The 13,145-nt window shown below is 73.1% G+C and carries 8 protein-coding genes; all 8 read right to left on the bottom strand.

Features of this window, described 5'->3' with window-relative positions; all coding sequences use genetic code 11:
* Positions 1-109 precede the first annotated feature (109 nt).
* On the bottom strand, positions 110-1,408 hold the full coding sequence (locus QFZ82_RS12075) for an RIP metalloprotease (RefSeq protein ID WP_307713177.1): 1,299 nt from the start codon (positions 1,406-1,408) through the stop codon (positions 110-112).
* On the bottom strand, positions 1,405-2,676 hold the full coding sequence (gene dxr / locus QFZ82_RS12080) for a 1-deoxy-D-xylulose-5-phosphate reductoisomerase (RefSeq protein WP_307713178.1): 1,272 nt from the start codon (positions 2,674-2,676) through the stop codon (positions 1,405-1,407). The genes QFZ82_RS12075 and dxr overlap by 4 nt, the downstream gene beginning before the upstream one ends.
* A 70-nt stretch (positions 2,677-2,746) precedes the next feature.
* The gene (locus QFZ82_RS12085) at positions 2,747-3,550 is read right to left on the bottom strand and encodes a hypothetical protein (protein ID WP_307713179.1); all 804 of its coding nucleotides are present in this window, start codon (positions 3,548-3,550) and stop codon (positions 2,747-2,749) included.
* A 135-nt stretch (positions 3,551-3,685) separates the two neighbouring features.
* The gene (locus QFZ82_RS12090; RefSeq protein ID WP_307713180.1) at positions 3,686-5,620 is read right to left on the bottom strand and encodes an acyl-CoA dehydrogenase family protein; all 1,935 of its coding nucleotides are present in this window, start codon (positions 5,618-5,620) and stop codon (positions 3,686-3,688) included.
* A 401-nt stretch (positions 5,621-6,021) separates the two neighbouring features.
* Entirely contained in the window at positions 6,022-7,467 is a 1,446-nt protein-coding gene (locus QFZ82_RS12095) for an aldehyde dehydrogenase family protein (RefSeq protein WP_307713181.1), read from the bottom strand.
* Between the two features lie 166 nt (positions 7,468-7,633).
* Positions 7,634-8,587: an EamA family transporter gene (locus QFZ82_RS12100; protein WP_307713182.1), complete on the bottom strand. Its 954-nt coding sequence runs from the start codon at positions 8,585-8,587 to the stop codon at positions 7,634-7,636.
* A gap of 346 nt (positions 8,588-8,933) precedes the next feature.
* A complete protein-coding gene (locus tag QFZ82_RS12105; RefSeq protein ID WP_307713183.1) occupies positions 8,934-10,505 on the bottom strand; it encodes a PucR family transcriptional regulator in 1,572 nt (523 codons plus the stop codon).
* A 95-nt stretch (positions 10,506-10,600) separates the two neighbouring features.
* Positions 10,601-12,718 (bottom strand): ATP-binding protein, encoded by a 2,118-nt coding sequence (locus tag QFZ82_RS12110; RefSeq protein WP_307713184.1) that lies wholly within the window; start codon positions 12,716-12,718, stop codon positions 10,601-10,603.
* Positions 12,719-13,145 lie beyond the last annotated feature (427 nt).

Consider the following 13,145-nt stretch of genomic DNA (forward strand, 5'->3'; position numbering starts at 1 on the left):
CGGCACTGGCGTTCGGCCGGGCACATCCGCCGCCCGGAGTCCACCCAAAGAGGACGGCCGGACACGCAGGGTGTCCGGCCGCCGCGGGGATGATCCCCTCACCTTTCCGTCAGCTGATCCTCACCGGGTTCACGATGTCGGCGACCAGCACGAGCAGGGTGAAGCAGATGAAGATTCCGGCCACCACATAGGCGACGGGCATCAGCTTCGCCACGTCGAACGGCCCCGGGTCCGGGCGCCGGAACAGCTTGGCGATCCCCCGCCGCACGGACTCCCACAGGGCGCCCGCGATGTGTCCGCCGTCGAGGGGCAGCAGCGGCAGCATGTTGAACAGGAACAGCGAGAGGTTGAAGCCGGCGAGCAGCATCAGGAACGTGGCGACGATGTTGGTCGTCGGCATGTCGAGGTTGAGGACCTCGCCGCTGAGCCGGGCCGCGCCGACCACGCCCACCGGGGAGTCGTCCTTGCGCTCTCCGTCGCCGAAGGCCGCGTCCCACAGGTCCGGGACCTTGGAGGGCAGGGCGATGATCGACTCGGCGCCGTTCTCGATCATGCCGCCCATGCGGTCGACGGACTCGCCGAACGACAGCGGCAGGATCTCGGTCCTGGCGGCGAAGCCGAGGTAGCCCGCGGGCTCGTAGCCGGAGACGACCTCGCCGTCCTCGTCCTTCTTGACCACCATGTTCTCGATGAGCGTCGCCTGGAGCACCTGCTCCCGGCCGTCGCGCTCCACGGTGATCTCGGCCGGGCCGATCGTGTCGCGGATGCGCTCGGAGAGCGTGGGCCAGTCGTCGATGCGCTCTCCGTCGAAGGCGACGATCCTGTCGCCCTCCTTGAGCCCCGCGAGCGCGGCGGGCGAGTCGGGGTCGCCCTTTGCGCACGTGTCGCGCTTCTCGCTCTGCTCGATGACGCACTTCTGGACGCCCGCCACCTCCGTGGTCTGCGTCGGCGTGCCGAAGGTCATCATCACGCCGACGAAGATCGCCACCGCGAGCACGAGGTTCATGAACGGCCCCGCGAACATCACGATGACGCGCTTCCACGGCTTGCGCGTGTAGAACAGCCGTGTCTCGTCGCCGGGTTGCAGCTCCTCGTACGCGGCGGTGCGGGCGTCCTCGATCATTCCGCGCCACGGGGACGTGGAGCGGGCCTCGATCCGGCCGTCGTCCCCGGGCGGGAACATCCCGATCATGCGGATGTAGCCGCCCATCGGGATGGCCTTGATGCCGTACTCGGTCTCCCCCTTGTGCCGGGAGAACAGGGTCGGGCCGAAGCCGACCATGTACTGCGGCACCCGGATGCCGAACAGCTTCGCCGTCGACAGATGGCCCAGCTCGTGCCACGCGATGGAGAACAGCAGCCCCACGCCGAACAGCACTATGCCGAGAACCGTCAACACCATCGTCATGCGCGAGCCTCCGCAGGCCGTTCTTCGCCGCTGTGTGTGTACGTCGCCGCCGTCTCACGGGCCCTCGCCCGGGCCCAGGCGTCCGCTTCGAGGACGTCCGTCACGGTGAGCGAGGTTCCCGCCGCGGGTGTCCCGTGCTCGGCGACCACATGGGTGACCGTATCCATGATGCCGTTGAACGGCAGCCGTCCGGCGAGGAACGCCTCGACGCACTCCTCGTTCGCCGCATTGAACACCGCCGGGGCCGTGCCGCCCAGCTCCCCCACGTGCCGGGCGAGTCCCACGGACGGGAACGCCTCGTTGTCGAGAGGGAAGAACTCCCAGGTCGACGCCGTGGACCAGTCGAACGCGGGCGCCGCGTCGGGGACGCGCTCGGGCCAGCCGATGCCGATCGCGATCGGGCCGCGCATGTCCGGCGGGGTGGCCTGGGCGAGCGTCGAGCCGTCGGAGAACTCCACCATCGAGTGGACGTACGACTGCGGGTGGACGACGACCTCGATGCGGTCGAAGGGGATGTCGTAGAGGAGGTGGGCCTCGATGACCTCGAGGCCCTTGTTGACGAGCGTCGCGCTGTTGACCGTGATCACCGGGCCCATGGCCCAGGTGGGGTGTGCGAGGGCGTCCTCGGGCCTGACGCTTGCGAGCTCCGCCTTCGTGCGGCCCCGGAAAGGGCCGCCGGACGCGGTGACCACGAGCTTGCGCACGTCGGCGCGGGTACCGCAGGCCAGCGCCTGGAACAGTGCGGCGTGCTCCGAGTCGACCGGGATGATCTGGCCCGGCTTGGCGACCGCCTTGACGAGGGGCCCGCCGACGATGAGCGACTCCTTGTTGGCCAGTGCGAGCGTGCGGCCGGCCTCGAGTGCGGCGAGGGTGGGCGCCAGACCGATGGAGCCCGTGATGCCGTTGAGCACCGTGTGGCACGGCGAGGCGGCGAGTTCGGTGGCCGCGTCCGGGCCGGCCAGGATCGTCGGCAGGGGCTCGGTGCCGTACTGGGCCGCCAGCGCCTCGCGCAGCGCGGGAACGACGTCCTCGCGGGCCACGGCGACGGTCTCGACGCGCAGCCGGTGCGCCTGCTCGGCGAGCAGGCCGACCCGTCCGCCGGCGGCGGACAGCGCGGTGACGCGGAAACGGTCGGGGTTGCGCAGGACCAGGTCGATGGCCTGCGTGCCGATGGACCCGGTCGAGCCGAGGACGACGATGTCCCGGCGCCCCTGAGAGGCGTCGAAGATCAGATGCGGGTCGGCGAGGGGTGATGGGCTGTCGCTCATCCCCCCATTGTGGCCGTTCGGCCCGTGCGCCCGGACAGGGCGTCCCCGTGCGCCTCCTCGGCTGGTGGAACTACGCGCCGCTTCCGTGGGCGGCCGAGAACTTCTTCCACTGGGCGTCGACGATCTCCCGGGGCACGGCCCCGATGTCCTTCGTGCCGAGGAAGTCGGCACGGAAGGAGAGCGTGACCGCACCGGAGCGGACGACGGTCAGGTACTCGTACAGCTTCAGCTCGCCCTTCACGTCGAGGACGGTGAAGCGGAACGCCTCGGCCTCGTCGCCGATGGCGGGCGCCTCGACAGGTTCGGCCTTCAGCACCCGGGCGCGCGCGATGGCCCGCACCTCGGTGTAGCCGCCGGCGCAGGCGTCGCCCGCGGCGGAGAGGTCCTTCATCACGGCAGAGGCCCCGTCCCCCGCGTAGGAGCGCAGCTGCACCAGGACGCCGATGCCGGCCACCTCGTCCGCGACGTCGACCTCGCGGTGGACCTCGGCGGCCGGGTCGTGCGCGGTCGCGCCCCGGGCGAGGCTGACGAGAGGCCCGCACCGGGCCGGATCGGCGGTGTAGTCCTCGCCGAGCGGGGCCCCGTCGGTCTCGCTCGCGGTGTACGGGCCGATCCGCTCGCCGTCCGCGAAGGCGACGGCCTTCAGGGCGGCCTCGGTGGGCACGCTGCCGCCGGCGGGCTGTGCGGAGGCGGAGGCGGAGGCGGAGGCGGACCGGCCGGCGCCGTTCCTGTCCGCCGTATCCGAGCCGCCGTCACCGCCGCCGCTGCCGCACCCGGCCGTGACGGCCATCAGTCCCGCCAGCGCGAAGCCGCGGAGCCGCGGCAGCCCGCGGGTGTGCCGGTCGCCGCCGTTGACGTGTCCCGCCCCGAACATCCGTGCCCCGTTCCCCTGTTGACCGTGACCGAAGGTCGATTGTGAGTCACCGGGGCACCGCGCGCCACCTTCCCGCGCCCTGCAAGGGCGGGCGCGGGGTGCGGCCGACGACGTCCGGCCGCACCCCGGTGCCGCTCAGCGGATCGGCCGGTGCACGTTCTCCCGCCGGGAGGGGCCGGGAGTGGCGTCCGCGATCCAGGGGCCGTCGTCGCTCGCGTCGATGACGCCCTCCTCCAGCCAGGTGTACGTGCCGGCCAGGACGCCCTTGACCACCGTGCGGTCCAGGTCGTCGGTGTTGTTCCAGAGCCGGCCGAAGAGCTCCTCGACGCGGATGCGGGACTGCCGGCAGAAGGCGTCGGCGAGCTGGTACGCCTCGCGGCCGTGGTCGCCGGTGGTCCGCAGCAGCTCCGCCCGTACGCAGGAGGCACTCATCGCGAACAGTTCGGCGCCGATGTCGACGATGCGGCCGAGGAAGCCCTGTTTGGTCTCCATCCGGCCCTGCCACCGGGACATGGCGTAGAACGTGGACCGGGCGAGCTTGCGCGCGGCCCGTTCGACGTAGCGCAGATGGGCCGACAGGTCCGCGTGGCCGCGCGGGTGGAACTCGGCGTACGAGCGCGGGAGCTGGCCCGGGCCCGCGACCAGCTTGGGCAGCCAGCGGGCGTAGAAGGCGGTGGCGTGCGCCCCGGCCCTGGCCTTGTCGCCGAGGGACTTGTCGGGGTCGATGATGTCGCCGGCGACCGCGAGGTGGGCGTCGACCGCCTCGCGGGCGATCAGCAGGTGCATGATCTCCGTCGATCCCTCGAAGATGCGGTTGATGCGCAGGTCGCGCAGCAACTGCTCGGCGGGGACGGCCCGTTCGCCGCGGGCGGCGAGGGAGTCGGCGGTCTCGAAGCCGCGGCCGCCGCGGATCTGGACCAGTTCGTCCGCCATCAGCCAGGCCATCTCGGAGCCGTACAGCTTGGCGAGGGCGGCCTCGATGCGGATGTCGTTGCGGTTCTCGTCCGCCATCTGGCTGGCCAGGTCGAGGACGGCTTCGAGGGCGAAGGTGGTCGCGGCGATGAAGGAGACCTTGGCGCCGACGGCCTCGTGGTGGGCGACCGGCTTGCCCCACTGCTCGCGGACGGAGGTCCACTCGCGGGCGATCTTCAGGCACCACTTGCCCGCGCCGGCGCACATCGCGGGCAGGGAGAGCCGGCCGGTGTTGAGGGTGGTCAGGGCGATCTTGAGGCCGGAGCCCTCGGGGCCGATGCGGTTCGCCGCCGGGACGCGGACCTGGTGGAAGCGGGTGACGCCGTTCTCGAGGCCACGCAGGCCCATGAAGGCGTTGCGGTTCTCGACGGTGATGCCGGGCGAGCTCGACTCGACGACGAACGCGGTGATGCCGCCCTTGTGTCCCTCGCTCCTCGGCACCCGTGCCATGACGACGAGGAGGTCGGCGACGACGCCGTTGGTCGTCCAGAGCTTGACCCCGTCGAGGATGTAGTCGTCCCCGTCGGGGACGGCGATGGTGGCCAGGCGCGCCGGGTCGGAGCCGACGTCCGGCTCGGTGAGCAGGAACGCGGAGATGTCGGTGCGGGCCAGCCGCGGGAGGAAGGTGTCCTTCTGCTCCTGCGTGCCGAAAAGTTTCAGCGGCTGGGGTACGCCGATCGACTGATGGGCGGAGAGCAGCGCTCCGATCGCCGGGCTCGCCGAGCCGGCCAGGGCCAGGGCCTTGTTGTAGTACACCTGGGTGAGTCCGAGGCCGCCGTACTTGGTGTCGATCTTCATCCCGAGGGCGCCGAGCTCCTTGAGGCCGTCGATCACCGCGTCGGGGATCCTGGCGTCGCGCTCGATCTGCGCGCCGTCGACCTTCGTCTCGCAGAAGTCGCGGAGTTTGGCGAGGAACTCCTCGCCGCGCTGCGCGTCCTCCGTGGCCGGCAGGGGGTGGGGGTGGATGAGATCCAGCCGGAAGCGGCCGAGGAACAGTTCCTTGGCGAAGCTGGGCTTCCGCCAGTCCTGCTCGCGCGCCGCCTCGGCGACCTGGCGGGCTTCACGCTCGGAGACTTTGGGCTTGGTCGGTGCGGACATGAAGGAAGTCACCTCGCCGCGGTGTGGTGGAGTCCTGGAATCACTCGAATCCGTGGGGAACTACCGGTCGGTGCTACTTGTGAGTCTCTACCCGATCCGGCCGACTCTCACCAGACTTCGCGCGCCCTGTGGGCCGCGCTCGGCGCTTATACAGCACCGCGGCCCGCTCAGCCCGGGCGGGAAGTGACCAGGCCGGTGGCGTGGGCGAGGACCACGGCCTGGAGGACGCCGCTCCGGGGGCGGTCCGCCGGGTCCGCGCTGCCGTGAGGGATGCAGCGAGGGACGCCCGCACAGGGGCAGTTGCGGCCCACGTGTCCGCCGCCGTCCGGGAACCGGCGCCCGGCACGGACAACGGCCGGAGCCCCCGCACAGTGGGCTCCGGCCGTTGGTTCGGTGACGTACTAGAGGGCCAGGCCCGTGAGGACCAGCACTCGCTCGTACGTGTAGTCGTCCATCGCGAAGGCCACGCCCTCGCGGCCGACGCCGGACTGCTTCGCGCCGCCGTAGGGCATCTGGTCGGCGCGGTAGGACGGGACGTCGCCGACGATCACGCCGCCGACCTCCAGAGCGCGGTGGGCGCGGAAGGCGGTCTGCAGGTCGTGCGTGAACACGCCTGCCTGCAGGCCGTACTTGGAGTCGTTGACGGCGGCGAACGCCTCGTCCTCGCCGTCGACCTTCGTCACCGTCAGGACGGGGCCGAAGACCTCCTCGCAGGCGAGGGTGACGTCGGCGGGGACATCGGTGAGGACGGTGGGCGCGTAGCTCGCGCCGTCGCGCTTGCCGCCGGTCAGCAGCTTCGCGCCGCCCTGGACGGCCTCGTCGACCCAGGACTCCACGCGCTTGGCGGCGTCCTCGCTGACGAGCGGGCCGACGTCGGTCGCCGAGTCGGACGGGTCACCGGTGACCTGGGCCTCGACCGCTGCGACGATCTTCGGCAGCAGCCGGTCGTAGACGGACGCGTCGGCGATCACGCGCTGCACGGAGATGCAGGACTGGCCGCCCTGGTAGTTGGAGAAGGTGGCGATACGGGTCGCCGCCCAGTCCAGGTCCTGCTCGCTCGCGAAGTCGGCGAGGACGACCGCCGCTCCGTTGCCGCCGAGCTCCAGCGTGCAGTGCTTGCGCGGGACCGAGTCCATGATCGCGTAGCCGACCTTGTCGGAGCCCGTGAAGGAGATGACCGGCAGGCGCTCGTCCTTCACGAGGGCGGGCATCTGCTCGTTCGGGACGGTCAGCACGGACCAGGAGCCGGCGGGCAGGTCGGTCTCGGCGAGCAGCTCACCGAGGATCAGCCCGGACAGCGGGGTGGCCGGGGCGGGCTTGAGGATGATCGGCGCGCCGACCGCGATCGCCGGAGCGATCTTGTGGGCGCACAGGTTCAGCGGGAAGTTGAACGGCGCGATGCCGAGGACGACGCCCTTGGGGAAGCGGCGGGTGAGCGCGAGGCGGCCCTGGCCGCCGGCGTCGGTGTCGAGCCGCTGGGCCTCGCCGCCGTTGAACCGGCGGGCCTCCTCGGCGGCGAAGCGGAAGACGGAGACGGCACGGCCGACCTCACCGCGTGCCCACTTGATCGGCTTGCCGTTCTCGGCAGAGATCAGCTGGGCGATCTCCTCGGTGCGCTCGACGAGGCGCTTCGAGACGTGGTCCAGGGCCGCGGCGCGTACGTGGGCCGGGGTCGCGGCGAACTCGTCGATCACGGCGTGCGCCGCGGCGACGGCCTCCTCGACCTGCGCCTCGGTGGGCACGGAGACCCGGCCGACGACCCGGCCGTCCCAGGGGGAGGTTACGTCGAAGGCTGCCTCGCCGGTGGCCTGGCGGCCGGCGAGCCAGAAGGCGTGGGTGGAAGTCATGTCCGGGTCCCGGCCCTTCCGAAGTAGATGGCGTTGGTCTGTGCCCACCGTAGGACCGCGAACCGGCGGATGTGTTTGTCCGGGGTGTACTGGTCGCCGGGTGATCTGCGACGCTTTGGCGAGAGAGCGGGACGCTGTCGCCGAGACGTGGGCCGAAGGCCGGGTTTCAGCGGCGCCGTTCGGTGCTGACGATGAGGCACACACCGGCCACGACGACCGCCCCGCCGACGGCGATCGGCCAGGACAGCCGCTCGTCCAGGACGAGCGCGCCCAGCAGCACGGCGACGACCGGGTTGACGTAGGCGTACGTCGCCACGAGGGACAGCGGAGCGGAGTGCAGCAGCCAGGCGTACGCGGTGAACGCCATCAGTGAACCGAAGACGATCAGGTAGGCGAGGGCGGTCCAGGACCGGGCGGACACGTCCTCCGGGCGGAAGCCGTGCTGCTCGCCGCGGGAGAGGGCGACGGCGGCGCAGCCGAGGCCGCCCGCGACCATCTCGTACGCGCTGGCCGCGAACGGGTTGGCCGGCATCGGGATACGCGACGAGGAGAACGAGCCGACCGCCCACAGGACGGTCGCGACGACCACCGTGAGCACGCCGCCGATCCGCACGTCGCCGCTGAGCCCGGGCAGGGTGAGGACGGCGAGTCCGGCGAGACCCAGCAGCACGCCGAGGTAGGCGCCGGGGCCGGGACGTTCGCCGAAGGACCTGCGCAGGACGACGACCCACGCGGGGACGACGGCGATGAGCAGGGCGGTCAGTCCGGAGGGCACCGAGGTCTCGGCGAGGACGACGAGCCCGTTGCCGCCGAGGAGCAGCAGCAGGCCGACGAGAGCGGCGGAGCCGAGCTGGGCCCGCGTGACCTTCAGCGCCGAGGGACCGTAGCGCCAGGCGACGAGCGCGCCGAGGACGATGCCCGCGACGACGAACCGGGCGGCGGCCGACAGGAAGGGCGGCATGGTCTCGACCGCGACGCGGATGCCGAGGTAGGTGGACCCCCAGACGACGTACACGATGACGAGGGCGGCCCAGACGGCACCGCTGATCCGCCGCCCCTGGGGAACAGCGGGCTCGACGCCCTCGACGGTCACGTCCTTGCCGGTAACGCGTGGGGGCATCGATGCTCCTCGTCTCCTCCGTACGCGGGCCTGCCGTCGGCCGGCGCGCGCGATCACAAGCCAGGAAGATAGGAAGTCACCGAGCGAACTGCAATGATTCTGCCCGGGATCGGGCAGGCGGGCGGCAAATTCTTCGCTGCGGATGAGGGTTTTCCGTCACCGGTGGAGTTTTCGCCTCTCTGGACACCCCGACGGCACGGGCGCGCGGGCGGCGCGGCCCGGCAGCCCACGCGCGCCGTGGGGGCACGGCGGAGCGTGGTCACCCGGCCCGGAGCGCCGGCCCTGCGCAGCCGGTGCCGTCGGGATGCCCAAGTCCCGGGCGCCACGGGGCACATGTGCGGCGACGTCAGTCGGACGCGGGTGCCGACGTCGTCTTCAGGGACAGCCACAGCTCCATCCGGACGTCCGGGTCGTCCAGGGAGCGGCCGAGGATCTCCTCGACGCGGCGCATCCGGTAGCGCAGCGTGTGGCGGTGCACGCCGAGGTCCGCCGCCGCCGCGTCCCACTGGCCGTGGCGGGACAGCCAGGCGCGCAGCGACGCGACGAGGTCGCCGCGGCCGGTGGCGTCGTGCTCGTGGAGGGCGCGCAGCATGCCGTCGGCGAAGGCGCGCACGGCGTCGTCCGCGAGCAGTGGCAGGATCGAACCGGCCGCGAGCTCCTCGTGCTCGACCAGCGCGCGGCCCCGCCGCCGGGCCACCGACAGCGCCTGCTCGGCCTGCTTGTACGCCCCGGCGGCCGCTATCGGCCCCGTCGGCGCGGAGAGCCCGACGACGGTCTCCGCGTCCTCGGCCTCCTTGGCCGCGTACGCCGCCGTGCAGGAGGCGACCACCGCGCCGCCGTCCGCGGCCAGCACCACCAGTCGGCCGTCGCCTTCCGGCACGACGAGCACCGCCTCGCCGGCCCGGGCCGCCGACGACTCCAGTGATTCGGCGAACGCGGCGAGCGGGTCTCCGCCGGCGTCGGTGTCCGGCTCTCCCGAGAGCTCGGCGATCAGCAGCCGGAAGGGTGCGTCGAGCAGCCCGCCGTACAGGTCGCCCGCGACTGCGCGGGCGTGGTCCGGCTGACCGGCCAGCAGCATCCGCAGCACCGCGGCGCCGAGGCGCTGTTCCGCGGCCTGGAGCGAGCGGGACCGTTCCGTGGCGAGCGTGAGCAGGGCGACGGCCGAGTGGACCGCGTAGCGCTCGGCCGTGCCGAGGGGCGCCCCGGTGCCGACGGCGAGCGCGCCGCGCACACGGCGGCCGGAGCCGAGGGACTGCAGCTCGACCCGGTCGTCGCCCTGCGCACCGCCGACGACCGCGCTCGCGGGCGCGGACCGCTCCCGCAGCCGTTCCACGTCGCCCGTGAAGCGGGTGGCCCGGCGGGCCGCCCACTCGGGGGCGGCGGCCACGACCGCGCCGGAGGCGTCGTACAGGGCGGCCCATCCGTCGACGTGCGCGGCGAGCCGGGCCACGACCGCGGCCGGCCCCTCGGCGAGCGCCGCACGGGTCATCTCGCGCTGTGCCTCGAAGCCGGCGGTCACGGCCCGGTACTGGTCGGCGGCGATCGCGGCCGAGACCGCCTTGGAGATGGCGATGAACGGTGTGCGGCGCGGCACCGCGAGCAGCGGCAGCCGCTCCTCCTTCGCCGCCTCGACCAGCGCGTCGGGCACGTCCTCGTAGTTGACGCCGACCGCGAAGCCGAGGCCGACCACGCCCGCCGCGACCAGCCTGCGCACATAGCGCCGCATCGCCTCGGGGTCCTCGGCGTCCAGGGTCATGGCGGTGACGAGCAGCAGCTCGCCGCCCTCCAGGTACGGCACGGGGTCGGCGAGCTCGCTGACATGGGCCCAGCGCACGGGCGTCTCGAGGCGGTCCTCACCGGCGCGCACGGTGAGCTTGAGCGCCGAGTGCTGGACGAGCGAGGCGAGGGTGGGCGGCATGGACCTGGGGCCCTTCGAGCAGAGGTGTGGTTTTCGCCGTCCCGTACGAACGGCCTACCTCGATTCTGCCAGGGCGTAGCAGTCCGGGAATCCGCTCAGGTCCGCAGGTCGACCAGGAGCGGCGGTGCGTGCTCTCCCCGGACACTGGTCAGCGACAGTACCGCGTGGCCGGCGGGCAGCCCGTGCGCCAGGTCGGACGCCGACCAGCGAGGGCGTTCTACCTCGCGCACGGTCACCGCCTCGGCCGTAGCCGCCTTGCCGGTGGCCAGGCGGCGGATCATGTGCAGCGCCTTGGTGAGCGGTTCGTCGGAGACAATCTGCCGGTTGGTGATATCCCGGGTCTGCACCCACTCGGTGCCCCAGGTCTCGGCGAAGTGCCCGCCGTCCCAGGGGGCGAGCCCGGCGAACGCCATGCGGCAGCCGACCGCGCCGAGCAGCGGTCCGCGCAGCGGCTCCGGCACGTCCTCCAGCGTCCGCAGCGCGAAGACGACGCCCGCGTTGGCGCTGCGCAGCCGCTGCACGGCGCGCACCGAGTCGCCGGTGACCGTGTACGAGGCGTCGTCGAGGACCAGGCAGGCGAACAGCGAGCGGTCGGTGCGGGTCAGCGCGGCCTCGGTGAACTGGGCCAGCACCAGCCGCGCGATGATCCGGGACGCCTCGGCGTGGCCGCGCTCGGGAAGGTCGACACGGACCCGCAGCGGGTGCTCGATCGAGCGCAGCGAGAACTGCCGGCCGTCGCCGTCGGTACGGAAGAAGTCCGCGAAGGCGGGCCGGTCCAGGAACGCGATCCGCTCGGCAAGCAGGACGCCGATGTCGTCGCCGCGCGCCGACTGCCGTTCGCGGGCGTCGAGTTCGCGCAGCTGCGAGGCCTCTCCCGCGGCCTCCAGCGCCGAGCGCAGGCCGTCCAGGGCCGCGGGCGCGCCGCCGAGGAGTTCACGCAGCTCCGGGACCGCCGGGAAGCGGCCGTGGACGCACTGGAAGGGACCGATGAGCTGGGCGAGGGCGGTGGCGGCGCGGCGGCTGTCCCCGCCGGTCAGGCCTGCCGCGAGATCGCCGACGAGCGCCTCGGCGAGCATGCGGGCGGCCTCGTCGGGGTCGTCGGCGCCGCCGTACAGATCGAGGTCGTGGGTGGATCCGGGCCGGCCCACGGAGACGACCAGGTCGAAGTCACCGTCCGGGGCGACGGCGGAGCCGTGGGCGGTGACGGCGACGACGGCGGCGCGATTGGCGAGCGCGAGCAGGCACAGCGACTCGACGACGGGCCGGACGAGCCGCACGCTCTTGCCGGACCCCGAGGGACCGACGGCGAGCAGCGAGGTCCCGAGCAGCGCGGGCTCCAGGGCCACGCCGGTGGTGCGCCGGGCGTAGGGATTGCGGGCGTCGTCGACGACAGTGCCGATCTTGACCTGGCCGGTGACCAGATCGTGGGTGGCGGTGCGTACGGGCAGGTCCCGTAGGCCCGAGGGGTGGGCGCAGGCGGCGGGCCCGTGCCTGCGGACGGTGTCCGCGAAGGCGGCGAGCCGTTCGGGCCGGGCGTGGACGCCCTGCCAGGCGCGCCGGATGCGGGCGTAGTCGACGTCGCCGAGCGCCCCGGAACGGGCGGCCTCGCCGAGGCGCGCGGCGGCGTCGGAGAGCCCGGCGCCGCGCAGCTCGGGCCAGTCGGCGAGGTCGGCCTCGGGCGTGGGCGGGGCCGGGCGGGCGGGTTTGCGGCGGCGGACGACGTAGCGCTGCCAGATCTCGGGCACGTGGCCGACGCGGGCGAAGAACACCAGCATTCCGCCGCCGACCACGGCGTAGTAGACGTAGCTGGCGTTGGCCCAGGTGGTGGCGTCGGCGCGCCAGGAGTCGGGGGTGAGCACGAGGAGGGGCCACAGCCAGTAGCGGCCGAGGTAGCCGTTCCAGAGCAGGGACCACAGCAGCCAGCCGCTGAGCAGCGAGACGAGCGCGCCGGAGAACAGGCGCCTGGCCGGGACGAGTTCGGGCTCCTCCTGAGGGCGCGGGCGGTGCCCGAGCCGCCACACCCCGGGCTCGGCCTGGGGCCGCGGGGTGCGCAGCCACTCCAGCACGGCGGGGCGGGTCGTGGGGGCGTGCCCCGGCACGGCGGGGGTGCCCGGCGGCATGGGCGGTGAGGGCGCCTCGGGCGGCGGTCCGGCCGGACGGGGCATGGGATTGGCGCGTGTGCCGCGTGCGTCGAATGTGCCTTCGGATTCCATTGAACCGCTGCCCCCTGACCAGCCAGGCCCGCTCTGTGCACCGTCAATCTAGTGCCCCTGCGCGGGTAGTTCAGCGACTCGCACAGGTGTGGTCGTGCCCGCGGGCGCCGTACGGGGCCGCCGCCCCGCCGGGTGACGCGCCGCTCCGGCGCCGGGCCGCACGGCAGGCTGGGGCCGTGGCCCGTCCGCCGAGCGCAACCAGGAGACCGACAGCCGCCACGGGCAGCACCCGCGCCCGCGGCCGGCCGGGTGCACCTCCGCACGGGACCGGGGGGCAGCACCCGCCCCCGTGCGTCCAGCGCGAGCCGGGAGTCGATCCGCCCGCAGGGGGAGCAGCCGGGCCGCCCCGGCCCTCGCGCGCCCCGGCCTATGGCCGTCGAGGACAACGACACACCCCCAATACTCCCGAACGGCGCATGCCCGCATC

Source organism: Streptomyces sp. V4I23 (assembly GCF_030817975.1).
Taxonomy (GTDB): Bacteria; Actinomycetota; Actinomycetes; order Streptomycetales; family Streptomycetaceae; genus Streptomyces.

Coding starts and splice junctions, on each gene's coding strand:
- QFZ82_RS12100 (WP_307713182.1), bottom strand. CDS start 8,587: ATGCCCCCACGCGTTACCGGCAAGGACGTGACCGTCGAGGGCGTCGAG.
- QFZ82_RS12105 (WP_307713183.1), bottom strand. CDS start 10,505: ATGCCGCCCACCCTCGCCTCGCTCGTCCAGCACTCGGCGCTCAAGCTC.
- QFZ82_RS12085 (WP_307713179.1), bottom strand. CDS start 3,550: ATGTTCGGGGCGGGACACGTCAACGGCGGCGACCGGCACACCCGCGGG.
- dxr (WP_307713178.1), bottom strand. CDS start 2,676: ATGAGCGACAGCCCATCACCCCTCGCCGACCCGCATCTGATCTTCGAC.
- QFZ82_RS12095 (WP_307713181.1), bottom strand. CDS start 7,467: ATGACTTCCACCCACGCCTTCTGGCTCGCCGGCCGCCAGGCCACCGGC.
- QFZ82_RS12075 (WP_307713177.1), bottom strand. CDS start 1,408: ATGACGATGGTGTTGACGGTTCTCGGCATAGTGCTGTTCGGCGTGGGG.
- QFZ82_RS12110 (WP_307713184.1), bottom strand. CDS start 12,718: ATGGAATCCGAAGGCACATTCGACGCACGCGGCACACGCGCCAATCCC.
- QFZ82_RS12090 (WP_307713180.1), bottom strand. CDS start 5,620: ATGTCCGCACCGACCAAGCCCAAAGTCTCCGAGCGTGAAGCCCGCCAG.